Origin of the sequence: Streptomyces sp. NPDC012508 (assembly GCF_042902595.1) — a bacterium.
Lineage (GTDB): Bacteria > Actinomycetota > Actinomycetes > Streptomycetales > Streptomycetaceae > Streptomyces.
Genome location: NZ_JBIBEO010000001.1, coordinates 880,375 through 902,586, shown reverse-complemented (window position 1 = coordinate 902,586; position 22,212 = coordinate 880,375). Strand labels below are relative to the sequence as shown.

Below are 22,212 nucleotides of genomic sequence, written 5' to 3'. Positions count from 1 at the left end.
GCGGCGGTCGCGGAGGTCGCGGAGGTCGACGGTCACCGCACCGCCGAACCGACCTCCTCCGGGCTCGTCGGCCGCAGCTCACCGTCGAGCAGCAGCCAGCGGGTGATGCCCAGCGACTCCAGGAACGGCACGTCATGGCTCGCCACGATCAGCGCCCCCTCGTACGCCTCCAGCGCCGCCGTCAGCTTCCGCACGGACGCCATGTCCAGGTTGTTGGTCGGCTCGTCCAGCAGCAGCAACTGCGGTGCCGGCTCGGCGAGCAGCAGCGCCGCCAGCGTCGCCCGGAACCGCTCACCGCCCGACAGCGTCCCCGTCGGCTGATCCGCCCGCGCGCCCCTGAACAGGAACCGCGCGAGCCGCGCCCTGATGGTGTTCGCCGTCGCCTCGGGCGCGAACCGGGCCACGTTCGCCACCACGCTCAGCTCGTCGTCGAGGACGTCGAGCCGCTGCGGCAGGAACCGGAGCGGCAGGTGGGTCTCCACCGTGCCGGACACCGGTTCGAGCTCTCCGGCGATCGTCCGCAGCAGGGTCGTCTTGCCGGCCCCGTTCCGGCCGACGAGCGCGACCCGCTCCGGCCCGCGCAGCTCGAACTCGCCGTCGACCCGGGCGCCGTACCGCAGTTCCAGCTCGCGCAGTCGCAGCACCTCACGGCCGGGATGGACCGTGGTCCGCGGCAGTTCGATCCTGATCTCGTCGTCGTCCCGGACCGCCTCCTCCGCCAGATCGAGCCGCTCCCGCGCCTCGGCCAGCCGCTCGGAGTGCAGGGCGCGGTGCTTGCCCGCCGACACCTGGGCCGCGGCCTTGCGGTTGTTGGCGACGATCTTCGGTACGACCTTGTTCTCGAAGCTCTTCTGGCCGTACCGCTTGCGCCGCGCCAACTTCATCTGCGCGTCGGAGAGTTCGCGCTTCTGTCGCTGTACGTCGGCTTCGGCGACGCGCACCATCCTTTCCGCCGCCTCCTGTTCGGCCGCGAGCGCCTCCTCGTAGGCGGAGTAGGTGCCGCCGTACCAGGTGACCTCGCCGTCGCGCAGATCGGCGATCTGGTCGACCCTTTCCAGGAGTTGACGGTCGTGACTCACCACGACGAGGACGCCCGACCAGGCGTCCACCGCCTCGTAGAGCCGGGCGCGGGCGTTCAGATCGAGATTGTTGGTCGGCTCGTCGAGCAGCAGGATGTCCGGCCGGGCGAGCAGCAGCGCGGCGAGCCGCAGCAGGACCGACTCGCCGCCGGACACCTCGCCGATGGTCCGGTCGAGACCGATGTGTCCGAGCCCCAGCTGGTCGAGTGTGGCGCGGGCCCGTTCTTCCACGTCCCAGTCGTCGCCCACCGCCGCGAAGTGCTCCTCGGAGGGGTCGCCCGCCTCGATGGCGTGCAGCGCGGCGCGGGTCGCCGCGATCCCGAGAGCCTCGTCGACCCGCAGCGCGGTGTCGAGGACAAGGTTCTGCGGGAGGTAGCCGACCTCGCCGACCGTTCGGATCGAGCCTTCGGCGGGCGTCAGTTCACCCGCGAAGAGCTTGAGGAGCGTCGACTTCCCGGAGCCGTTGAGGCCGATCAGACCGGTGCGGCCGGGGCCGACGGCGAGCCGGAAGTCGTCCAGGACTTCGGTGCCGTCCGGCCAGGAGAAGGAGACGGAGGAGCAGGTGATGAAGGTGGGATGGGTCGCCATGGGGGCCTCCCTGTTGCAGGAGCGTGGGCTGGGGCAACGGGTGAGACACCGGGGCGCGGGCAGGCGGAAATGCTCGTACGCCGAGGGCGAAGACGGCACACGCGGCGCTGCGTGAAGCAGCTCAGGGGCACGCGCGGCACGGTGTCTCGCATCCTCAGACGAGCAACGGCCTTCTCCGATCGGGCGACAACAGGGCCAGGTCAGGACGGTACGCCTGGGGCCGAGCGGAGACAAACGATTTAACGGACCAGAGCGGGCGGCGACCCGCGACGGCGGGCGGCGACCCGCGACGGCGGGCGGCGACCCGCGAGGGAGGGCGGCGGCCCGGGAGGCGGGCGGTCAGTCGTCCAGGAGCTGCGCCAGATCCTGGTCCCAGTCCAGGTACTGGTGCTCGCGCCCGGCGGGGACCAGGTGCTGCGAACGCTTCAGGAAGTGTCGCAGCTCGGACGTGCGGACATGCACCACGGCCACGCCCTCGGGCGCGTGGAACTCGACGACGGTGCGGTCGTAGCCGTACGGACGCACCCGGACGTCCCCGAGCCCGGCCGGCCCGTCCACGCCCTCGGCGAGCAGCTCGCGGGCGAAGGCCCACGACACCTCGACGCCCTCCAGTGTGGCGGGCGGCGGGAACGCCATGCTCACCGCGAAGGGATCCTCGCGGTCGTACCGCAGCGTGGCGGGGACGGTTTCCATCCGGGGAGCGGATGCGACCAGACGGGCCTGAACGGCCTGCTCGATGACGGTGGACAAGGCCAGCTCCTGTCGCGCGGCTTCGGTTCCTGACGTCTCCCTGACACAAGGGAAGACGAACGACGGGGCCGGAACGTGCACTGGAGGGTCACGTGACCTGTGTCACCGCCGCGGACGGCACGAGGCGCTCTGGACGGGGCCCACGGGGTGGGCTAGCTTCCGGCGCCATGACGTCCAAGGGGAAGACGAGACGAATGATGTCGGCGGGGCTGAGCGGTGCGGCCCTCGCGCTGGCCCTGACGGCACCCGCGCACGGCGCGCCGCGGCCCGCACCCGACGCGGCGGCGCCCTTCGCGTCGCACGGCGCCGGCTGGCAGCTGACGGAGACGGGAACCGACGCCCGCTTCCGGGGGCTCGCCGCCGTCGACCGCAGGACCGCCTGGGCCGCGGGCTCGAAGGGCACGGTGCTGCGGACCACGGACGGCGGCCGGAGCTGGCGGAACGTCTCGCCACCGGGCGCCGGGGAGCTGGAACTCCGCGACGTGGAGGCCTTCGACGCCCGGCGCGCCGTGGTCCTCGCGATCGGGGAGGGCGAGGCGTCCCGGGTTCTGCGTACGGACGACGGCGGAGCGACCTGGACGGAGTCCTTCCGCAACACCGACCCGCGCGCGTTCTACGACTGCATCACCTTCTTCGACCACCGGCACGGACTCGCCATGAGCGACCCGGTGGACGGCAGGTACCGGATCCTCTCCACACGGGACGGCGGCCGGTCCTGGGCGGTGCTGCCGGACGCGGGGATGCCGGCGGCGCTGCCCGGTGAGGCCGGGTTCGCGGCGAGCGGGCAGTGCCTGGTCTCCTCCGGGCCGAGGGACGTCTGGCTCGCGACCGGCGGCGGTGCCACCGCGCGCGTGCTGCACTCCCGCGACCGGGGGCTGAACTGGACCGTCACCGAGACGACGATCCCGGCGGGCGACCCGGCGCGGGGCGTCTTCGGGCTCGCCTTCCGTGACCGTACGCACGGCATCGCGGTCGGCGGCGACTACCGCAAGGACCAGCCCTCGCCGCGGGCGGCCGCGGTCACCGGAGACGGCGGACGCCGGTGGAGCGCCGCCTCGGCCCCGCCGCCCGCGTACCGCTCGGGCGTGGCCTGGCTCCCGCACTCCTCCTCGGCCGCTCTCGCGGTCGGCCCGACCGGCACGGACCTGACGACCGACGGCGGCCGCACCTGGCGGACCGTCGACACCGGCTCGTACGACACGGTCGACTGCACGCGGGACGGCGCGTGCTGGGCCTCCGGGGAGCAGGGCCGGATCGCCCGCCTCGGCAGGCGCTAGCGGATGGTCAGGAGGGCAGCTGCTCCCGGCAGGGGGCGAGCGCGTCGGCCGTCTTGGTCGCGTAGAACTCCGTGATCCGGTAGGCGCACACACCCTCGACGGTGAACGGGTCGGCCGCCACGATCTTCTCGATCGTCGCGCGGTCGGCCCCGGCGGCGAGGATGATGCCGCCGTCGCGCGGGTTCTTCCGCCCGGAGGCGATGAACACGCCGGTGGCGTACTGCGCGTCGAGCCACTCGATGTGCGCGTCGAGCAGCGCGTCCGCCCGCTCGACAGGGGCGGTATAGGTCAATTCCAGTACGAACATGATCGCCAGGCTACCCGGGCGCCGGTGACGCGCGGGAGTCCGTTCGCCTGCCGGACGGCGGCCGCCGTCCGCCCGGTGCCGGGGTCGTAGGGTGGCCGTCATCATGATGATCACCGACCTTCCCGAGGGCTGGCCCACCGACGAGACCGCGGCCCGCGCCGTGCAGGGAGAGCTGCGGGCGCGGCTCGTACTCGACGAGCCGGGGCCGGCCCCCGGCACGGGGCACGTCACCGGGCTCGACGTCGCCTACGACGACGAGCGCGACCTCGTCGCCGCCGCGGCCGTCGTGCTCGACGCCCGGACGCTCGACGTCGTGGAGGAGGCGACGGCGGTCGGCCGGGTGTCGTTCCCCTACGTCCCCGGTCTGCTCGCCTTCCGCGAGATCCCGACGGTGCTCGCCGCACTCGCCTCGCTGAGCTCCGACCCGGGGTTGCTCGTCTGCGACGGATACGGCCTCGCCCACCCACGCCGCTTCGGCCTCGCAAGCCACCTCGGTGTGCTGACCGGCCGACCGTCGATCGGCGTCGCGAAGAACCCCTTCACCTTCGCCTACGACCAACCCGGCCCGGACCGCGGCGACTTCAGCCCGCTCATGGCCGGAGAGGAGGAGGTCGGACGCGCCCTGCGCACCCAGGCAGGGGTCAAGCCCGTGTTCGTCTCCGTCGGCCACCGGGTCTCCCTCGGCAACGCCTGCGCCCACACACTGCTGCTCGCCCCGCGCTACCGCATCCCGGAGAGCACCCGCCACGCGGACTCCCTCTGCCGCCGCGCCCTGCGGGACGCTCTGGGAGCTGAGTAGACGGCTGAGTACGCGTACGGATGGCGGGGCGCGATCATGGGCGGCAGGCTGGGGTCCATGACAACCCCCGTACCCGCCCCACCGCACTCCGCGGACCGCGGCATGACCGCGATGCTCGCCACCGCCGGGATCGTCGCCCTGGCGTGGCTCTGCGCCATGCTCTACGTCGTCGCCGTGTGGGTGACGGAGTGATCGGCACGCTCCAGTGTGTCGTCCTGGACTGTACCGATGTCATGGAACTGGCCCGGTTCTACCAGCAGTTGCTCGGCGGTGAGATCAACCGGGCGGACCCCCAGTGGGCCGTCGACGACGCCTGGGCCACTCTGCACGACGCCGCCGGTGCTCCGGTGCTCGCCTTCCAGGCCGTGGCGGACCACCGGCCGCCCGTCTGGGGCGCGGCCGAGCAGCAGTTCCACCTGGACATCCGGGTGGCCGATCTGGAGGCCGCCCATGAGGCGGTCGTCGAGCTCGGGGCGTGGCTGCTCGACGACGGGGGCGGCGACCGGGCCTGGCGGATCTACGGTGACCCGGCCGGCCACCCCTTCTGTCTCGTACGCCACTGAGGCCGACGCCCGGGGGGCACGGGGCCCCGGGCGTCAGCCCTGGTGCGCCACCCGGAAGCGGATGCCGGCCTCGCGGAGCCGGCCGAGCAGGGCGTCGCCCATCGCCACGGCCGTCGTGACCTGCCCCGAGGTCTTCGGCAGGTCGTCCAGGGCGAGACAGAGCGCCGACTCGGCGAGGATCTTCGCCGTCTCGCCGTACCCCGGGTCGCCGCCCGAGACCTCCGTGAAGACCCGCCGCCCGCCGCCCTCGCCGACGAAGCGCACGGAGAACCAGCTGCGGGCGCGACGCTCCGCGCTCGGGCCCTGCCCCGGCTCATAACGGTCCATCAGCCACCGTCGTACGGGCGCGAGTTGGGCCGCCGCCACCCCCGCGCCGACCACCGCGGTGCCACCGAGCGCCATCGGGAGGGTCTTGACCGAGGCGTAGTGGCGGTAGCGGAAGTCGGGGCCGTAGGCCTCGAGCGCCCGCGCCGAACGCTCCACCACCTGGGCGTCGATGGTCGGCAGCGGAAGGGCCCAGGTGCCGGTCTCCCGGCTGAAGCGCGGCCCGCCGAGCGGCGCCCGAGCCCGGCGTCCCACCAACCGCGGCTCGTGCAGGCGCCGTTCGCGCGCGGCACGCAGGATCTCCCGGCCGCGCCCCATCGCCGTCAGGGCCGACGCGAACGTACCGCCCGAGAAGATCGCGCCTGCGCGGACGAATCCGTCGATGCGCAGGGGCACGTCCTTGGGCAGCTGCTGGACGGTGTAGTACACGCCCAGGTCGTGCGGTACGGAGTCGAAGCCGCACGCGTGCACGATCCGCGCCCCCGTCTCCCGGGCGCGCGCGTCGTACCGTACGTACATCTCGTCGACGAACTCGGTCTCGCCGGTGAGGTCCACATAGTCCGTGCCGGTCTCCGCGCACGCCGCCACCAGGCCCTCGCCGTACCAGACGTACGGACCCACCGTGGTGGCCACCACCCGCGTGGACGCGGCGAGTTCACGCACCGCGTCCTCGTCGGCGGAGTCCGCGACCACCAGCGGCAGCTCGGCGCACCGGGGCCATCGCGCCGACAGCCGCTCACGCAGAGCGGTCAGCTTGGCGCGACTGCGTCCGGCGAGCGCCCACCGGCACCCGGCCGGCGCGTGCTCGGCCAGATACTCCGCGGTGAGCTCACCCACGAACCCCGTCGCCCCGAAGAGGACGACGTCGTACGTCCGCTCCCTCAGGTCCCGCCCCGTGCCGTTCCCGGTCTCCATCCAGCGCCCCTCGCCTTCACCTACGGCTTCCCCTGCGTCGGCGGAGCCTAGCGGTAGCTCCCGTGTGGTCCTCCGGCGGTGGTCGTCGGGCGTCTTCCCACGGACCGAATTTCCAAGCGCTTGCTCGGCCGGGGGGCTTGTGCGGAGTGGAACGTGTTCCTAGCATCACTGGTGTTACATCATTGGTGTCACATAGCTGGGGGCTTGATGGCGGCGACGACGGAACCGACCCGGACCGCCCGGAACGGGCCGCTCTCCGGAGTGCGTGTGGTGGAGCTGGCGGGGATCGGGCCCGGCCCCTTCGCGGCCATGCTCCTCGCCGACCTCGGCGCCGATGTCGTACGGATCGACCGGCCCGGCGGGTCGGGGCTCGGCATCGACCCGGCGTACGACCTCACCAATCGCAACAAGCGCTCCGTCCTCGTCGACCTCAAGGCCGACGGAGGCCCCGCGACCGTGCTCGACCTGGTCGAACGGGCCGACATCCTGATCGAGGGCTACCGGCCCGGCGTCGCCGAGCGCCTCGGTGTCGGCCCCGAGGCCTGCCTCGCCCGCAACCCGAAGCTCGTCTACGGACGCATGACCGGCTGGGGCCAGGACGGGCCGCTCGCCACGACCGCCGGACACGACATCGCGTACATCGCGATCACCGGCACCCTCGGCATGATCGGCCCCGACCCGGAGGGCCCGCCCGCCATCCCGGCGAACCTCGTCGGCGACTACGCGGGCGGCTCGCTCTATCTCGTCGTCGGCGTCCTCGCCGCGCTCCAGCACGCCCGCGCGCACGGTGAGGGACAGGTCGTCGACGCGGCCATCGTCGACGGCACCGCCCACCTCGCGACCATGATCCACGGCATGCTGGCCTCCGGCGGATGGCAGGACCGGCGCGGGGTCAACCTGCTGGACGGCGGGTGCCCCTTCTACGGCACCTACGAGACCTCCGACGGGCAGTACATGGCCGTCGGAGCGCTGGAGCAGCAGTTCTACGACGAGTTCGTACGCCTCCTGGGCATCGAGGACCTCGCCCCCGCCCGCAGGGACTTCGGGCGCTGGTCCGACCTGCGCACCGCCGTCGCGGAACGCTTCCGCACCCGTACGAGAGACGAGTGGACGGCCGTCTTCGACGGGACCGACGCCTGTGTGGCGCCCGTCCTCTCGCTCCGCGAGGCCCCCGCCCACCCGCACCTGGCCTCCCGCGCCACCTTCGTCGAGCACGCCGGCCTCACCCAGCCCGCGCCCGCGCCGCGCTTCTCCGCCACCCCCGGCACCGTGCGCACCGGCCCCGCTCTGCCCGGCGCCGACACCGACGAGGTCGCGCGCGACTGGGCCGTGCCCTCCCTCACCTCCAAGGAGCCGCAGGCATGAAGCGCCAGCTCTACACCGCCGACCACGAGGCGTTCCGCGAGACCGTCCGCACCTTCCTCGCCAAGGAGGTGCTGCCCCACTACGAGCAGTGGGAGAAGGACGGCATCGTCGCGCGCGAGGCCTGGCGCGCCGCGGGACGGCAGGGGCTGCTCGGTCTCGCCGTCGACGAGGAGTACGGAGGCGGCGGCAACCCCGACTTCCGCTACAGCGCCGTCCTCGCCGAGGAATTCACCCGGGCCGGCGCGCCCGGCATGGCCCTGGGCCTGCACAACGACATCATCGGCCCGTACCTCACCTCGCTCGCCACCGAGGAGCAGAAGCGCCGCTGGCTGCCGGGCTTCTGCACGGGCGAGCTGATCACCGCCATAGCGATGACCGAGCCGGGCGCCGGCTCCGACCTCCAGGGAATCAGGACCAGCGCCGAGGACCGCGGCGACCACTGGGTGCTCAACGGGTCCAAGACCTTCATCTCCAACGGCATCCTCGCCGACCTCGTGATCGTCGTCGCGAAGACGACCCCCGAAGGCGGCGCGCACGGCCTCTCGCTGCTGGTCGTCGAGCGGGGCATGGAGGGGTTCGAGCGCGGCCGGAACCTCGACAAGATCGGCCAGAAGTCGCAGGACACCGCCGAACTGTTCTTCCACGACGTCCGCGTCCCCAAGGAGAACCTCCTCGGCGAGCTCAACGGCGCCTTCGTCCACCTCATGACCAATCTCGCCCAGGAGCGGATGGCCATCGCCGTGGCCGGCATCGCCGCCGCCGAACACCTCCTGGAGATCACCACGCGCTACGTGAAGGAGCGCGAGGCCTTCGGACGCCCGCTGGCCAAGCTCCAGCACATCCGCTTCGAGATCGCGGAGATGGCGACCGAGTGCGCCGTCACCCGTACGTTCCTCGACCGGTGCATCGTGGATCACTCGAACGGGGAGCTCGACGCCGTCCACGCCTCCATGGCCAAGTGGTGGGCCACCGAGCTGCAGAAGCGGGTCGCGGACCGCTGTCTGCAACTGCACGGGGGATACGGCTACATGGCCGAATTCCCCGTCGCCCGTGCGTTCACCGACGGCCGCATCCAGACCATCTACGGCGGGACGACCGAGATCATGAAGGAGATCATCGGACGTTCCCTGCTGGGCTGACCCCTCTCTCCTCACCCTCATCGCTGAATCGTTGAAAGGCTTCTCGTGAGCACCGAAGCGTACGTGTACGACGCGATCCGCACCCCGCGCGGCCGCGGCAAGGCCAACGGCGCCCTGCACGGCACCAAGCCCATCGACCTGGTCGTCGGACTCATCCACGAGATCCGCGCCCGCTTCCCCGGACTCGACCCGGCCGCCGTCGACGACATCGTCCTCGGCGTCGTCGGCCCGGTCGGCGACCAGGGCTCCGACATCGCCCGAATCGCCGCCATCGCCGCCGGCCTGCCCGACACCGTCGCCGGCGTCCAGGAGAACCGCTTCTGTGCCTCCGGTCTCGAAGCCGTCAACATGGCCGCGATGAAGGTCCGGTCGGGCTGGGAGGACCTCGTCCTCGCCGGCGGCGTCGAGTCCATGTCGCGCGTCCCCATGGCCTCCGACGGCGGCGCCTGGTTCGCCGACCCGATGACCAACCACGAGACCGGGTTCGTGCCCCAGGGCATCGGCGCCGACCTCATCGCCACCATCGAGGGCTTCTCCCGCCGCGACGTCGACGAGTACGCCGCGCTCTCCCAGGAGCGCGCCGCGGCCGCCTGGAAGGACGGCCGCTTCGACCGCTCCGTCGTCCCCGTCAAGGACCGTCACAGCGGACTGCTCGTCCTCGACCACGACGAGCACATGCGCCCCGGCACCACCGCCGACTCGCTCGCCGCCCTCAAGCCCTCCTTCGCCGGCATCGGCGACATGGGCGGCTTCGACGCGGTCGCGCTGCAGAAGTACCACTGGGTGGAGAAGATCGACCACGTCCACCACGCGGGCAACTCCTCCGGCATCGTCGACGGCGCATCGCTCGTCGCCATCGGCTCCAAGGAGGTCGGCGAGCGGTACGGAATGACCCCGCGCGCCCGGATCGTCGCCGCCGCCGTCTCGGGCTCGGAGCCGACCATCATGCTCACCGGCCCCGCGCCCGCCACCCGCAAGGCGCTCGCCAAGGCCGGCCTGACGATGGACGACATCGACCTGGTCGAGATCAACGAGGCCTTCGCGGGCGTCGTGCTCCGCTTCGTCAAGGACATGGGCATCAGCCTCGACAAGGTCAACGTCAACGGCGGCGCCATCGCGCTCGGCCACCCCCTCGGCGCGACCGGCGCGATGATCCTCGGCACCCTGATCGACGAGCTGGAGCGCCAGGACAAGCGCTACGGCCTGGCCACGCTGTGCGTCGGCGGCGGCATGGGCATCGCCACGATCGTCGAGCGCGTCTGACCGTCCCTCCCTCCCACCAGCCTTCACCCGCCTTACGGAGAAGCAGCAATGAGCCAGAGCACCACCATCCGCTGGGAGCAGGACGAGACCGGCGTCGTCACCCTCGTCCTCGACGACCCCAACCAGTCCGCGAACACCATGAACCAGGCGTTCAAGGACTCCATCGCGGCGATCGCCGACCGCGCCGAGGCCGAGAAGGACTCCATCCGCGGCATCATCTACACCTCTGCGAAGAAGACCTTCTTCGCGGGCGGCGACCTCAAGGACATGATCCGGCTGCGCCCGGAGGACGCGCAGATCGCCTTCGACACCGGCACCGAGATCAAGCGCTCGCTGCGCCGGATCGAGACGCTCGGCAAGCCGGTCGTCGCCGCCATCAACGGGGCCGCGCTGGGCGGCGGTTACGAGATCGCCCTCGCCTCGCACCACCGTGTCGCGCTCGACGCACCCGGCTCCAAGATCGGCCTGCCCGAGGTCACGCTCGGTCTCCTCCCGGCGGGCGGCGGCGTCACCCGTACCGTACGCCTCATGGGCATCGCCGACGCCCTGCTGAAGGTCCTGCTCCAGGGCACCCAGTACTCCCCGCAGCGGGCCCTGGAGAACGGCCTGATCCACCAGGTGGCCGCCACGCCCGAGGAGATGCTCGCCAAGGCGCGCGCCTTCATCGACACGCACCCCGAGTCGCAGCAGCCCTGGGACGTCAAGGGGTACAAGATCCCCGGCGGAACGCCGTCGAACCCGCGGTTCGCCGCCAACCTGCCGGCCTTCCCGGCCAACCTGAAGAAGCAGCTGAACGGCGCGCCCTACCCGGCCCCGCGCAACATCCTCGCCTGCGCCGTCGAGGGCTCGCAGGTCGACTTCGAGACCGCGCTGACCATCGAGGCCCGCTACTTCACCGAGCTGGTCACCGGCCAGACGGCGAAGAACATGATCCAGGCCTTCTTCTTCGACCTCCAGGCCGTCAACTCCGGCGCCAACCGCCCCCAGGGCATCGAGCCGCGCCACGTCCGCAAGGTCGCCGTCCTCGGCGCGGGCATGATGGGCGCCGGCATCGCGTACTCCTGCGCCCGCGCGGGTATCGAGGTCGTCCTCAAGGACGTCACGGCGGAGTCCGCGGCGAAGGGCAAGGGCTACTCCGAGAAGCTCTGCGCCAAGGCCGTCTCCCGCGGTCGCACCACCCAGCAGAAGGCGGACGAGCTGCTGGCCCGGATCACTCCGACCGCCGACCCGGCCGACCTGGCCGGCTGCGACGCCGTGATCGAGGCCGTCTTCGAGGACACCGCGCTCAAGCACAAGGTCTTCGAGGAGATCCAGGACATCGTCGAGCCGGACGCGCTGCTCTGCTCCAACACCTCGACGCTGCCCATCACCGTGCTCGCCGAGGGCGTCTCCCGCCCGGTCGACTTCATCGGACTGCACTTCTTCTCGCCGGTCGACAAGATGCCGCTGGTGGAGATCATCAAGGGCGAGCGCACCGGCGGTGAGGCGCTGGCCCGCGCCTTCGACCTGGTACGGCAGATCAACAAGACCCCGATCGTCGTCAACGACTCGCGCGGCTTCTTCACCTCCCGGGTGATCGGCCAGTTCATCAACGAGGGCGTGGCGATGATCGGCGAGGGCGCCGACCCCGCCTCGGTCGAGCAGGCGGCCGCGCAGGCCGGCTACCCGGCCAAGGTGCTCTCCCTGATGGACGAGCTGACCCTGACCCTGCCCCGCAAGATCCGGAACGAGACGCGGCGCGCGATCGAGGAGGCCGGCGGTACCTGGGCCGGACACCCGGCGGACGCGGTGATCGACCGGATGGTCGACGAGTTCGGGCGCCCGGGACGCAGCGGCGGCGCGGGCTTCTACGCGTACGACGAGACCGGCAAGCGGGTCGGCCTCTGGCCGGGACTCCGTGAGCACTTCACCCGGACCGACGTGCACATCCCCTTCGAGGACATGAAGGAGCGGATGCTCTTCTCCGAGGCGCTGGACTCGGTCCGCTGCCTGGAGGAGAACGTCCTCACGTCGGTCGCCGACGCGAACATCGGCTCCATCATGGGCATCGGCTTCCCGGCCTGGACCGGTGGTGTGCTCCAGTACATCAACGGTTATGAGGGTGGGCTGCCCGGCTTCGTGGCACGCGCGCGTGAGCTGGCGGAGAAGTACGGCGAGCGCTTCACGCCGCCGGCGCTGCTGGTGGAGAAGGCGGAGCGGGGCGAGGTCTTCACGGACGCCTGACGCCTCCGATCCGCCGAACGGCCCCGTCGCACCACTCTTCGATCATCCGATCGAGCGGTGCGGCGGGGCCGCGTCGCGTGGGGCCGGGGGCCGTGCCCGGGGTCCCTCTACGCTCGCAGACGATCAAGGAGGTCGGATGCGGGACAAGACCATTCGCTGGATCCGTGTCGTCATGCTTGCCGTGGTGAGCGCGTCGTGCGCCGCCCTGCTCGCCGGATGCGGCCCCGACGAGGACGACCCGGCGGACGATCCGTCGCCGTCGGTCGTGTCCGAGGACCCGTCCGAGGATCCGTCCGAGGACGCGTCGGAGGATCCGAACGACACTCCGAACCCTCGGCCCACGGGCGCCGACCAGCAGTCGATCGCCCCGCCACCGCTTCCGCCGACGGCCACCGGCACGGACGACGATGACGGCCCGACCTCCGCGCCGACCCTTACCCAGCCGCCGGAGAAGCCCTCGCCCAAGGCCCCGGTCCCGCCGCAGCCTCCGGCACCGCCCGAGCTGCCCGATCCCGACGGCACGTGAGCGAGCCCGACGAGCACCCGCCGCACCAGCACGCGGCTGCCCCGCCCACCCGCGGGAGCGCGCCGACCAGCCCCACCGCGCTCCTCAAGATCGTGATCGCGCAAGGGACGTTCATCGCGGCGCTCATGTTCTACCTGGGGGCGATGTACACCAGCACCTTCTACGCGTACTTCCACATCTCCCTCAACGCGCTCGACCTGGGCTTCGGCGAGCAGGTCACCCAGAGCCTCCACATGCTGAAGCTGGAGGTTCTGGTGGCGGCCGGGGTGGTCCTGCTCATCGTGGCCGTGCCCTGGCTCACGGCACGGTCCTGGCCGAGCGCCGTCACGGCGCCCCGCGCGCCCTCGCGGGCCGAGGTCCTGGCCGGCCGGATGCAGCTGCCGGTCGTGGCCGTGGGCGTGGTGCTGCTCGCCCTGTGGAGCGAGATCCAGCCGTACGGCTGGACCGCCCCGCTGATCATCGCGGCCGGTCTGCTGATGGGTCAGTTCCGTGACGCGACGGGGCGACGCCCGACGGGCTTCCGATACCAGGCGCTACCGATCTTCGCGGCGGGGGTCTTCCTCTTCTGGGCGCTCACCCAGATCACCGTGCAGACCGCCGAACGGGACGCCGCCGCCCGCGCCCGCGACGTCACCGAATGGACCGGGGTGCTCGTCCTCAGCACTCACCCGCTCGCCCTGCCCACCGGCACGATCACGAAGGAGGTCCTGCCGAGCGGAGTACGGCATCGCTACCGCTACACCGGGCTGCGCCTGCTTCTGGAACGCGACGGGCGGTACTACGTCGTCCCGCTGGGCTGGAACGTGAAGCGCGACGCGATGTACATCGTCCGGGAGAGCGACGCCGTGTGGATCGGCCTGACCCCGGGAACCCAGCCGAAGCTGCTCGGCTAGTCGTCCGCGTCGGACTTCGTACCGGACTCCGGCCCGGACCCCGTGCCGAACGCCGCCCGCAGCTCCTCCCGTAGCGACCGCTGGAAGGCTGTGACGAGGGCCTGGATCACCATCGGCTGCATGTGCGCGGAGAGCGACTTCATCGCGGCGAGGTGATCCGGGTCCTCGGCCTTCTCCCGGTACGGGTTCCAGACCTCCTCGCGGAAGATACGGGACAGCTCCTGGGCCGCCACGCGCGCGTGCTCCAGCAGGACGGTGCGGGAGGCGAGGATCGTCTCGTGGGCGATGGGCACGTCGAGCAGCTCGACACCGAGCCGCAGCAGCGAGGCGTCGAGGCGGAAGACGTCCGGGTCGGCTCCCTTGTCCAGGACACCCATGGCCGCGAGACGGTCCACGTCCTCGTCGGTGAGCGCCCGCCCGGCGCGCCGTTCCAGCTCGTGGCGGGTGATCTCCTCGGCGGACTCGGGCGCCCAGGCGGCGATCAGGGCCCGGTGGACGGCGAGGTCCCGCTCGCTGAGGTCGGGGGGCAGCTGGTGCAGATAGCGTTCGATGGCGGCGAGCGTCATCCCCTGGCGCTGGAGCTCCTCGATCAGAGCCAGACGGGAGAGGTGCCCTGGCCCGTAGTGACCGACGCGGCGCGGGCCGATCGCGGGAGGCGGCAGCAGTCCCTTGGTGCTGTAGAAGCGGACGGTCCGTACGGTGACCCCCGCCCGGGCGGCCAGCTCGTCGACGGTGAACGTCGGCGCCTGCTCGGGCTGCTCGGGCTGCGCCTCGGTCTCGGTGGCCATCTGAGGTGCCTCTCTGTCCGGTGCCGTGACTGCCGTGCCGTCCCTCGGTGCAACAGTATTGCTGTCTCACCGGCGATGTAAAAGCGTGCGGCCGATGTCAGTGGTGACCCCTACCGTGAACACATGTCGGAGATCACGTACGTACGGGGGGACGCCAGCGCGCCGCAGGGCAAGGGCGTCAAGATCATCGCGCATGTCTGCAACGACCTGGGCGGCTGGGGCAAGGGGTTCGTCCTGGCGCTGTCGCGCCGCTGGCCGGAGCCCGAGGCGGCCTATCGACGCTGGCACCGGGAGCGCGCGCGGAACGACTTCGCGCTGGGCGCCGCTCAGTTCGTGCGGGTCGGGCCGTACGTGTGGGTGGCCAACCTGGTCGGCCAGCGCGGGACGCGGACAGGGCGGAGCACGGGGGTGCCCGTGCGGTACGAGGCGATCGACGCGGCGCTCGGGCTGCTCGCCGGCAAGGCGGAGGAGCTGGGGGCCTCTGTGCACATGCCCCGGATCGGCTGCGGGCTGGCCGGTGGGACGTGGTCGCGGGTCGAGCCGCTGATCGCCGAGCGGCTCGTCGCGCGGGGGATACCGGTCACCGTGTACGACTTCGAGGCGTAAGCGGGCGTACGGGTACACCGCCCGGCCCCTGCGAGATCTGGCGTGTACCTGCCGCTAGAGTCACGTGCTTGTTCGAATTCGGGGATCGGTGACTGGGGAGGGTCATGTACGCGGAACTCAGGGAGACGGCCACGGAGTTGGCCGGCGTCCTGTGGCGGGAACACACCGTGTACCGGGAGCGGGGTGGGGGAGTCGTGATCCGGGGCGAGCACGTCGAGCGCTGGATCAGCCTGGCCCCGACCGGCGGCAGGAACCAGGCCCGGCTGCGCGCCGGCCGCCTTTTGGACGGCGGCACCACGGCGCCGGCCCGATCGGAGATCGTGGTCGACCTCTCCGTCGGGACGGCCGAACTGGCCGCGGTCTGCCGTCGCCTGCTCGCCGACGTCGCCGCCGCGGACGCGGCGGGCCCCTCCCGGGCCCGCACCGAACGCCCGGCCCGGGCCAAGCGCGCGCCCAAGCCCGCCCGCCCCGCCAGGAGACGCCACACGAGCGTCGGCTCCTGGGTGGTCGTGCTCTGCGTGGCCGGGATCGTCGGGCTCTGGGTCTACACCCAGTTCGGCGTGTACGGGTACTAGGCCGCCCCCGGCCCGCCGGGCGCGAGGCGCGGCGGGCCGGGGTGATCAGGTCGGAGCGTTTCTGCTCAGAACGCGGTGACCGGGTAGTGGTCGCTCAGGTTCGTGTACGTGTAGCGCGTGCCCCAGCTGGAGACCGTCCAGGGCGCGCTCTGCTCCAGGACCACGTTGTTCGTCCAGTTCGCCGGGCGCGCGTTGCTCGAGCGGTACAGGACGTAGTCGAGGTCCTCGCGCGGGTCGTCCGGGTAGCGCTCGGAGGCGATCGAGTTCAGGTCGGTGTCGAAGGAGTACGGGTGGCCCGTGCGGGCGTCCGCCCCGGCCAGGCCCGCGTCGCTGAGCATCGTGCCGTACTCGGGCGTCCGGGAGTCGACGTTCATGTCGCCGGCCACGATGACCTGCTCGTTCGCCGGGATGTTCTTGCCGTCGAGGAAGGCGTCCATCGCCTTGAACTGGCGGCTGCGCATCTGCGCCGCCTCGCCCGCCGAGCAGCCCGGGTCGGTGGACTGGGCATGGGTGCCGACGACGTGGACCTTGGTGCCGTTCACGTCGAGGACGGTGTAGACGAAGCCCTTGTTCGAGTACCAGTCCGCGCCGCAGGCGTCCTTGTAGACGTACTGCTCCTTGCGGACGATCGGCCACTTGCTGAGGACGGTCACGCCGCCGTCCTCCGGCGTGGTGGCCGAGTAGGCGCCGCTGGTGGCGTCCCAGCCGGTCTTGCTGCGGCCCATGACCGGGGTCTGGTACGGGTACTGGGCGGCCGAATTCGCCTTCAGCGCGTCCGAGGAGGAGTTGTCGAAGGCCTCCTGGATCACGACGACGTCGTGGCCCTGGTAGAAGGAGGCGGCGGGTATCGCCTTGGCCCGGTGGTCCTGGCCCCAGTTGGGGTAGAGCGTCTTGCTGAACAGGAAGGTGTTGTAGCTGAGCACCTTCAGGCGCGGGGCCTCGGCGGCCGAGGCCGAGGGCGCTGCCGTGGCCAGGGTCGCGGCGGCGAGCGCCAGGGACAGGGCGGCGCCGGAGGCACGACGGCGGTGTGCGGCGAGCGGCACAGAAACTCCCGTGTGTAGGTGGGGGGTTGGAGCGGCGCCGCACATCAAATCAGCCGTAGTTACCTTGCGGTAGCCATTGGGTGCCGGGAATATTGCGCGGTCATGTCAGCACGAACGGCCGTCGAAGGGGCCGCCTGGGTCGCCCACCGGGGAACGGGCCCCATTTCCGAGCAGGTATCATGCGCGCATGACCCTCGCGCAGAATTCGACGATCTTCGACATGGACCTTGGTCCGCTCAACCCGGTGACGGCTGAGCTCATCCTCGGCGTGGTCCTGTTCGCCCTCACCTTCCTGATCCTGGCGAAGGGCATCCTGCCGAAGATCAACCGCACCCTCGCCCAGCGCGAGGACGCCATCGCCGGCGGCACCGAGCGCGCCGACGACCTGCGCGCCGAGGCCACGCAGATCCGCGAGCAGTACGAGGCCGAGCTGGCCGAGGCCCGCCACGAGGCGGCCCGCATCCGCTCCCAGGCGACCGAGGAGGGCGCGGCCGCCATCGCCGCCGCCCGTGCCGAGGGCCTCCGTGAGCGCGAGGCGATCCTCGCCGCCGGTGCCGAGCGCATCGCCACCGAGCGTGCCGCCGCCGAGCGCGAGCTCTCCGCCGACGTCGACGCCTGGGCCCGCGCCCTGGCCGGCCGCATCGTCGGCGAGCCGGTCGGCGCCGACCGCGGCTGACCCGCCGGCACCACGCACCACCAGATCGGGGCCGTGCCCCGGGCTCCGGCCCGGCGCACGGCCCCGACGTCTGTGCGGCCTTTGCCGGAAAGGCCTGGCCGAGGCAGGCTGAGAACGTGAGGAGAGTGCCCGCATGACCGGACCGACGAGGCGCACGGACCGCTCGGCGCGGAAGGCGGAAGCGCGGCGGACCCGGCCCACGGGGACCGCCCCGCCCTCGCAGCCCACCGGTACCACCCCGCCCACACAGCCCACCGGGACCACCCCGCCCGCCGTGACCACCCCGCCCACCGGAACCATCCCGCCCTCGCAGCCCACAGGGACCACCCCGCCCGCCCGGCGCGCCACGGAGGACAGGGCGACGCGGGACGCGCCCCAGCCGCCGCCCGTCGGCGGTGTGCTCTGGAGCGTCGCCGGGGACATCCGGGGGCTCCTCATGCTGCCCTCCGCACTCGCCCTCCAGGTCGCCCACCCCGCCGTCGGCGCCGGCGTCGACCAGTACTCCGTCTTCCGCACCGACCCCTGGGGCCGAGGCGAACGCTCCCTGCGCTCGGCCCTGCTCTGGGTGTACGGAGGCGAGGCCGCGGCCGAGGAAGGGCGCCGGCTCCGCGCGCTCCACCGGACCATCCAGGGCACCGACGCCCACGGCCGCCGCTACCACGCGCTCACCCCGGCGAACTACGCCTGGGTGCACGCCACCGGCTTCCCCGTCTACCAGCACGCCCTGCGCCTGCTCCACCGCCCGCTCACCGACGCCCAGGAGCGGCGGCTCTACGCGGAGTGGCTCCAGGTCGGCCGCATCCTCGGCATCCACGACCGGGACATGCCCCAGACCGTCGAGGCGTTCTGGCCCTACTACCGCACGATGCTCGGCGAGATCGAGGCCACTGTCGTCCTGCGCGAGCTCGTCGCCACCGACCAGCCGGTACCGCCGCCGGACCGCGGCCCCCTGCCGCTGCGGCTGCTGCTCCGAGCGCTGTGGCCGGTGATCCTGCCCAGGCTCGCCCGCTTCCGCTCCTTCATCACCGTCGGACTGATGCCACCGGACGCCCGCGAGGCCCTCGGCCTGGAGTGGAGCGACGCGCAGGAGCGGCGGCTGCGCCGCTTCGCCCGGGTCGTACGGGCCGTGGTGCCCGTACTCCCCGAACGGCTGCGCTACCTCCCCCTGGCGAGGAAGGCGCGACGGGAGGCCCGGCTCCAGGCCCGGCTCAGCGCGCCAGCCCCCCGCGCCTGATCACCTCCGCGTACCAGCGCGCGCTGTCCTTCGGCGTACGGCGCTGGCTCGCGAAGTCCACGTGGACCATCCCGAACCGCTTGCCGTAGCCGTACGCCCACTCGAAGTTGTCGAGCAGCGACCAGAGGAAGTACCCGCGCACGTCCACGCCGTCGGCGATCGCGCGGTGCGCGGCCGCGAGATGGGCGTCGAGGTACGCCACCCGCTCCGGGTCGTGGACCTCACCCTCGGGGTCGGCGTAGTCGTCGTACGCGGCGCCGTTCTCGGTGATCAGGAGCGGCACCTCCGGCAGCTCGTCACGCAGCCGGACGAGCAGCTCGTACAGGCCGTCCGCGTCCACCGGCCAGTCCATCGCCGTACGCGGTCCGGGCGCGGGAACGAAACGCACCCGCTCCGGCGCTCCCGGCCAGGGCGAGGGGGACTCCGAGACGCCGGCGCCGACGACGGACGGGGAGTAGTAGTTGATCCCGAGCGAGTCGATCGGTGCGGAGATCACCTCCAGATCGCCGCCCCGGACGAAGGACCAGTCCGTGATGTGCGCGGTGTCCTCGACCAGATCGGCGGGGAGACGGCCGTGGAAGACCGGGTCGAGGAAGATCCGGTTGCCGACGGCGTCGATGCGCCGTGCCGCGTCCCGGTCCTCGGGCGCGTCGGACAGCGCCCGGATCGCGTGGAGGTTGAGGGTCAGCGAGATCTCCGCCGAGGCGGGGACGGCCTCGCGCAGGGCGCGGGCGGCCAGGCCGTGCGCCAGGTTGAGATGGTGGGCGGCGCGCAGAGCGGCCGCGTCGTCGGCGCGGCCCGGCGCGTGGACACCGGAGCCGTAGCCGAGGAAGGCCGAGCACCAGGGTTCGTTGAGCGTGGTCCAGGTGGTGACCCGGTCACCCAGAGCCTCGGCGGCGAGCCCCGCGTACTCGGCGAACCGCTCCGCCGTCGCCCGCTCCGGCCAGCCACCGGCATCCTCGAGTTCCTGGGGCAGATCCCAGTGGTAGAGCGTGGCGACCGGCCGGATTCCGGCGTCGAGCAGCTCGTCGGCGAGACCGCGGTAGAAGTCGAGGCCCTTCTGCACGGCCGGACCGCGCCCGGTCGGCTGGACCCGGGACCAGGAGAGGGAGAAACGGTAGTCGGTGAGGCCCAGCTCCTTCATCAGGGCCACGTCCTCGCGCATCCGGTGGTAGTGGTCGGCGGCGATGTCACCGGTGTCACCGTTGCGCACCTTGCCCGGAATACGGCTGAAGGTGTCCCAGATGGACGGGGTGCGGCCGTCCTCGGCGGCGGCGCCCTCGATCTGGTAGGCGGCGGTCGCCGCGCCCCAGCGGAAGCCGTCGGGGAAGAGAGCGTTCATGGACGGAGACCTCCTGTGAGAGGGAGAGGAGTGGGGGCGGCCCGAGTCGGCGGAGCCCCCGGTGGGCGGAGGCCGAGCGGGCGAGCCCGAGCGGAGAGAGCGCTTCAGCCCTTGACGGCGCCCTGCATGATGCCGCCGACGATCTGCCGGCCCAGCAGGCCGAAGACCAGCAGCACCGGCAGCGTGCCGAGCAGGGTGCCCGCCATGATCACGGACTGGTCGTGGACGTATCCGCCGCCGAGCTGGCGGAGTGCGACCTGCACGGTCGGCTCCTGCGACGAGAGCGCGATGATCGGCCAGAAGAAGTCGTTCCACGCGGCCATGAAGGTGAGCAGTCCGAGCACCGCCATGCCGGGCCGGGCCACGGGCACCACGATCGACCAGAAGATCCGGGCCGAGGAGGCCCCGTCGACCCGGGCGGCCTCGATCAGCTCGTCCGGGAGGGCCTGCACCAGGAACTGGCGCATGAAGAACACCCCGAAGGCCGAGACGAGACCCGGCAGGATGACCGACTGCAGCTGGTTCACCCACCCCAGCTCGGCGATCAGCATGAAGAGCGGGATCACCCCCAGCTGCGGCGGGATCATCATCGTGCCGACGGTGATCGCGAGCAGCGCGCCCCGGCCGCGGAAACGCAGCTTGGCGAAGGCGAACCCGGCCAGCGTGCAGCAGAGCACCGTGCCGACGGTGATGGAGCCGGAGACGACAAGGGAGTTGAAGAGGGCCTTGCCGATGTCCGCCTCCTCCATCACCGCCTCGAAGTTGCGGAACAGGTTCGGGCCGGGCAGCAGCGTCGGCGGCACCTGCGCGAGATCGGCGTTCGAGCGGCTGGCGGCGACGATCGTCCAGTAGAACGGGAAGGCGGAGACGAGGACGGCGAGGATCAGGATCGCGTACGTGATCCGGCCCCCGCGGCCCGTACGGCCGGCGACGCGCGTGGTCATGCCCGGCCCTCCTTCCGTGAACGGCGGCGCACGATCAGGGTGTTGACCCCGACCAGGACGAGGATCAGCAGGAACATAAGCCAGGCGATGGCGGCGGCGCGGCCCAGATGGAAGAACCCCCAGCCCTGTTCGTACAGATAGAGACCGAGCGTCTGGTACTGGTGGGAGATGCCGCCCGAGATGGACCCCTCGAAGAGCAGCGGCTCACCGAAGAGCTGGGTGGCGCCGATCGTGGAGACGACCGTGGTGAACACGATCGTGGGACGCAGCCCGGGCAGGGTGACGTGGAAGAACTGCCGCCAGCGGGACGCCCCGTCGACCTCCGCCGCCTCGTACAGCTCGGAGGGAATGGACTGCATGCCCGCCAGATAGATCAGCGCGTTGTAGCCCGTCCAGCGCCAGACGACGATCGAGGAGACGGCGATCTGCGAGGCGAGCGTGCCGTTCTGCCAGTCGACCGGGCCGAAACCGACCAGTGAGAGGGCGTAGTTGACGAGCCCGTAGTCGTGTCCGAAGAGCTGGGCGAAGACGAGGGTGGCGGCGGCGACGGAGGTCGCGTACGGCAGCAGCATCGCCGTACGGAAGAACGTCCGCCCCCGCAGCTTGTAGTTGAGCAGATGGGCCAGGCCGAGCGCCATCGCGAGCTGCGGCACGGTGGACAGCACGCCGATCGTGAAGGTGTTGCGCAGCGCGGTCCAGAAGAACTCGTCGGTCAGCAGCGCCGCGTAGTTGCCGAAGCCGCGCCACTCCATGTCGCCGGGGGTCTGCAGCTCGACGCGGTAGAGCGAGACGAAGGCGGTGTAGAGCAGCGGGAAGAGGCCGAACGCCGCGAACAGGGTGAAGAACGGGGCGAGATAGGCGTACGGAACGAGCGCGGACCGTCTGCGGCGGCGGGCCGGTCCGGAGGACCGGGCCGACGACGGCGGGACGGGCGCCCTCGTCGGCCCGGAGGCGGTCAGGGTCACGGTGCGGCCCTTCGAGTCGGATGAACGG

Annotated in this window: 23 protein-coding genes; 14 read left to right on the top strand and 9 right to left on the bottom strand. The window is 71.8% G+C overall.

All coding sequences use genetic code 11. The features are described 5' to 3' along the window. Positions 1 to 32: 32 nt before the first annotated feature. On the bottom strand, positions 33 to 1,667 hold the full coding sequence (locus tag ACFY8U_RS03850) for an ABC-F family ATP-binding cassette domain-containing protein (protein WP_389565199.1): 1,635 nt from the start codon (positions 1,665 to 1,667) through the stop codon (positions 33 to 35). A gap of 339 nt (positions 1,668 to 2,006) precedes the next feature. Beyond that, positions 2,007 to 2,417: an SsgA family sporulation/cell division regulator gene (locus ACFY8U_RS03845; RefSeq protein WP_361666873.1), complete on the bottom strand. Its 411-nt coding sequence runs from the start codon at positions 2,415 to 2,417 to the stop codon at positions 2,007 to 2,009. Between the two features lie 167 nt (positions 2,418 to 2,584). Here ACFY8U_RS03845 and ACFY8U_RS03840 point away from each other — a divergent pair, with 167 nt between their 5' ends. Next, positions 2,585 to 3,694: a WD40/YVTN/BNR-like repeat-containing protein gene (locus ACFY8U_RS03840; RefSeq protein ID WP_389565196.1), complete on the top strand. Its 1,110-nt coding sequence runs from the start codon at positions 2,585 to 2,587 to the stop codon at positions 3,692 to 3,694. Between the two features lie 7 nt (positions 3,695 to 3,701). On the opposite strand, the gene ACFY8U_RS03835 is transcribed toward ACFY8U_RS03840, so the two are convergent. Further along, the gene (locus ACFY8U_RS03835) at positions 3,702 to 4,001 is read right to left on the bottom strand and encodes a YciI family protein (protein ID WP_389565193.1); all 300 of its coding nucleotides are present in this window, start codon (positions 3,999 to 4,001) and stop codon (positions 3,702 to 3,704) included. A 103-nt stretch (positions 4,002 to 4,104) separates the two neighbouring features. Here ACFY8U_RS03835 and ACFY8U_RS03830 point away from each other — a divergent pair, with 103 nt between their 5' ends. The 3 genes from ACFY8U_RS03830 to ACFY8U_RS03820 are packed head-to-tail and all read left to right on the top strand — an operon-like array spanning position 4,105 to position 5,363. After that, on the top strand, positions 4,105 to 4,800 hold the full coding sequence (locus ACFY8U_RS03830) for an endonuclease V (protein WP_361594787.1): 696 nt from the start codon (positions 4,105 to 4,107) through the stop codon (positions 4,798 to 4,800). A gap of 57 nt (positions 4,801 to 4,857) precedes the next feature. After that, positions 4,858 to 4,992 carry a morphogenic membrane protein MmpA gene (gene mmpA, locus ACFY8U_RS03825; RefSeq protein WP_389565190.1) on the top strand — a complete coding sequence of 45 codons (135 nt, stop codon included), beginning with the start codon at positions 4,858 to 4,860 and terminating at the stop codon, positions 4,990 to 4,992. After that, positions 4,989 to 5,363 carry a VOC family protein gene (locus ACFY8U_RS03820; protein WP_389566146.1) on the top strand — a complete coding sequence of 125 codons (375 nt, stop codon included), beginning with the start codon at positions 4,989 to 4,991 and terminating at the stop codon, positions 5,361 to 5,363. Before mmpA ends, ACFY8U_RS03820 begins: the two co-directional genes overlap by 4 nt. A gap of 33 nt (positions 5,364 to 5,396) precedes the next feature. Here the strand turns inward: ACFY8U_RS03820 and ACFY8U_RS03815 are convergent, their stop codons facing one another. Then, positions 5,397 to 6,602, bottom strand: a complete 1,206-nt coding sequence (locus tag ACFY8U_RS03815) for a saccharopine dehydrogenase family protein (RefSeq protein ID WP_389565187.1) — start codon at positions 6,600 to 6,602, stop codon at positions 5,397 to 5,399. A gap of 207 nt (positions 6,603 to 6,809) precedes the next feature. On the opposite strand from ACFY8U_RS03815, the gene ACFY8U_RS03810 reads away from it, so the two are divergent. The 6 genes from ACFY8U_RS03810 (at position 6,810) to ACFY8U_RS03785 (ending at position 14,011) form a co-directional block, all read left to right on the top strand. Further along, positions 6,810 to 7,967: a CaiB/BaiF CoA transferase family protein gene (locus ACFY8U_RS03810; protein ID WP_389565184.1), complete on the top strand. Its 1,158-nt coding sequence runs from the start codon at positions 6,810 to 6,812 to the stop codon at positions 7,965 to 7,967. Next, complete coding sequence (locus ACFY8U_RS03805; protein WP_361440393.1) at positions 7,964 to 9,106, top strand: acyl-CoA dehydrogenase family protein; 1,143 nt, start codon at positions 7,964 to 7,966, stop codon at positions 9,104 to 9,106. The genes ACFY8U_RS03810 and ACFY8U_RS03805 overlap by 4 nt, the downstream gene beginning before the upstream one ends. Positions 9,107 to 9,151: 45 nt before the next feature. After that, complete coding sequence (locus tag ACFY8U_RS03800; protein WP_361594797.1) at positions 9,152 to 10,369, top strand: acetyl-CoA C-acetyltransferase; 1,218 nt, start codon at positions 9,152 to 9,154, stop codon at positions 10,367 to 10,369. Between the two features lie 48 nt (positions 10,370 to 10,417). Further along, complete coding sequence (locus ACFY8U_RS03795) at positions 10,418 to 12,592, top strand: 3-hydroxyacyl-CoA dehydrogenase NAD-binding domain-containing protein (protein WP_389565180.1); 2,175 nt, start codon at positions 10,418 to 10,420, stop codon at positions 12,590 to 12,592. A gap of 136 nt (positions 12,593 to 12,728) precedes the next feature. Continuing rightward, complete coding sequence (locus ACFY8U_RS03790; RefSeq protein ID WP_389565177.1) at positions 12,729 to 13,118, top strand: hypothetical protein; 390 nt, start codon at positions 12,729 to 12,731, stop codon at positions 13,116 to 13,118. After that, the gene (locus tag ACFY8U_RS03785; RefSeq protein WP_389565174.1) at positions 13,115 to 14,011 is read left to right on the top strand and encodes a hypothetical protein; all 897 of its coding nucleotides are present in this window, start codon (positions 13,115 to 13,117) and stop codon (positions 14,009 to 14,011) included. The genes ACFY8U_RS03790 and ACFY8U_RS03785 overlap by 4 nt, the downstream gene beginning before the upstream one ends. Here ACFY8U_RS03785 and ACFY8U_RS03780 read toward each other — a convergent pair. Next, positions 14,008 to 14,799, bottom strand: a complete 792-nt coding sequence (locus tag ACFY8U_RS03780) for a MerR family transcriptional regulator (RefSeq protein ID WP_389565171.1) — start codon at positions 14,797 to 14,799, stop codon at positions 14,008 to 14,010. The two genes, ACFY8U_RS03785 and ACFY8U_RS03780, sit on opposite strands and share 4 nt — an antisense overlap. A 123-nt stretch (positions 14,800 to 14,922) precedes the next feature. Between ACFY8U_RS03780 and ACFY8U_RS03775 the strand changes: the two genes are divergently transcribed. Both ACFY8U_RS03775 and ACFY8U_RS03770 read left to right on the top strand, forming a co-directional pair. Further along, entirely contained in the window at positions 14,923 to 15,405 is a 483-nt protein-coding gene (locus tag ACFY8U_RS03775) for a macro domain-containing protein (RefSeq protein WP_361440375.1), read from the top strand. Between the two features lie 104 nt (positions 15,406 to 15,509). Beyond that, positions 15,510 to 15,980 (top strand): hypothetical protein, encoded by a 471-nt coding sequence (locus tag ACFY8U_RS03770; protein WP_389565168.1) that lies wholly within the window; start codon positions 15,510 to 15,512, stop codon positions 15,978 to 15,980. 65 nt (positions 15,981 to 16,045) lie between these two features. On the opposite strand, the gene sph is transcribed toward ACFY8U_RS03770, so the two are convergent. Then, entirely contained in the window at positions 16,046 to 17,023 is a 978-nt protein-coding gene (gene sph / locus ACFY8U_RS03765) for a sphingomyelin phosphodiesterase (protein WP_389565165.1), read from the bottom strand. 187 nt (positions 17,024 to 17,210) lie between these two features. Between sph and ACFY8U_RS03760 the strand changes: the two genes are divergently transcribed. Continuing rightward, positions 17,211 to 17,699, top strand: coding sequence for a hypothetical protein (locus ACFY8U_RS03760; protein ID WP_361594815.1), 489 nt, complete (start codon positions 17,211 to 17,213; stop codon positions 17,697 to 17,699). Positions 17,700 to 18,096: 397 nt separating this feature from the next. Further along, entirely contained in the window at positions 18,097 to 18,933 is an 837-nt protein-coding gene (locus ACFY8U_RS03755; RefSeq protein WP_389566144.1) for an oxygenase MpaB family protein, read from the top strand. On the opposite strand, the gene ACFY8U_RS03750 is transcribed toward ACFY8U_RS03755, so the two are convergent. The 3 genes from ACFY8U_RS03750 to ACFY8U_RS03740 all read right to left on the bottom strand — a co-directional run bounded on the left by ACFY8U_RS03750 (position 18,908) and on the right by ACFY8U_RS03740 (position 22,184). Then, the gene (locus ACFY8U_RS03750) at positions 18,908 to 20,275 is read right to left on the bottom strand and encodes a GH1 family beta-glucosidase (protein ID WP_389565161.1); all 1,368 of its coding nucleotides are present in this window, start codon (positions 20,273 to 20,275) and stop codon (positions 18,908 to 18,910) included. The two genes, ACFY8U_RS03755 and ACFY8U_RS03750, sit on opposite strands and share 26 nt — an antisense overlap. Before the next feature lie 104 nt (positions 20,276 to 20,379). Next, entirely contained in the window at positions 20,380 to 21,219 is an 840-nt protein-coding gene (locus tag ACFY8U_RS03745; RefSeq protein WP_352186210.1) for a carbohydrate ABC transporter permease, read from the bottom strand. Continuing rightward, positions 21,216 to 22,184: a carbohydrate ABC transporter permease gene (locus tag ACFY8U_RS03740; protein ID WP_389565158.1), complete on the bottom strand. Its 969-nt coding sequence runs from the start codon at positions 22,182 to 22,184 to the stop codon at positions 21,216 to 21,218. Before ACFY8U_RS03740 ends, ACFY8U_RS03745 begins: the two co-directional genes overlap by 4 nt. Positions 22,185 to 22,212: the final 28 nt, after the last annotated feature.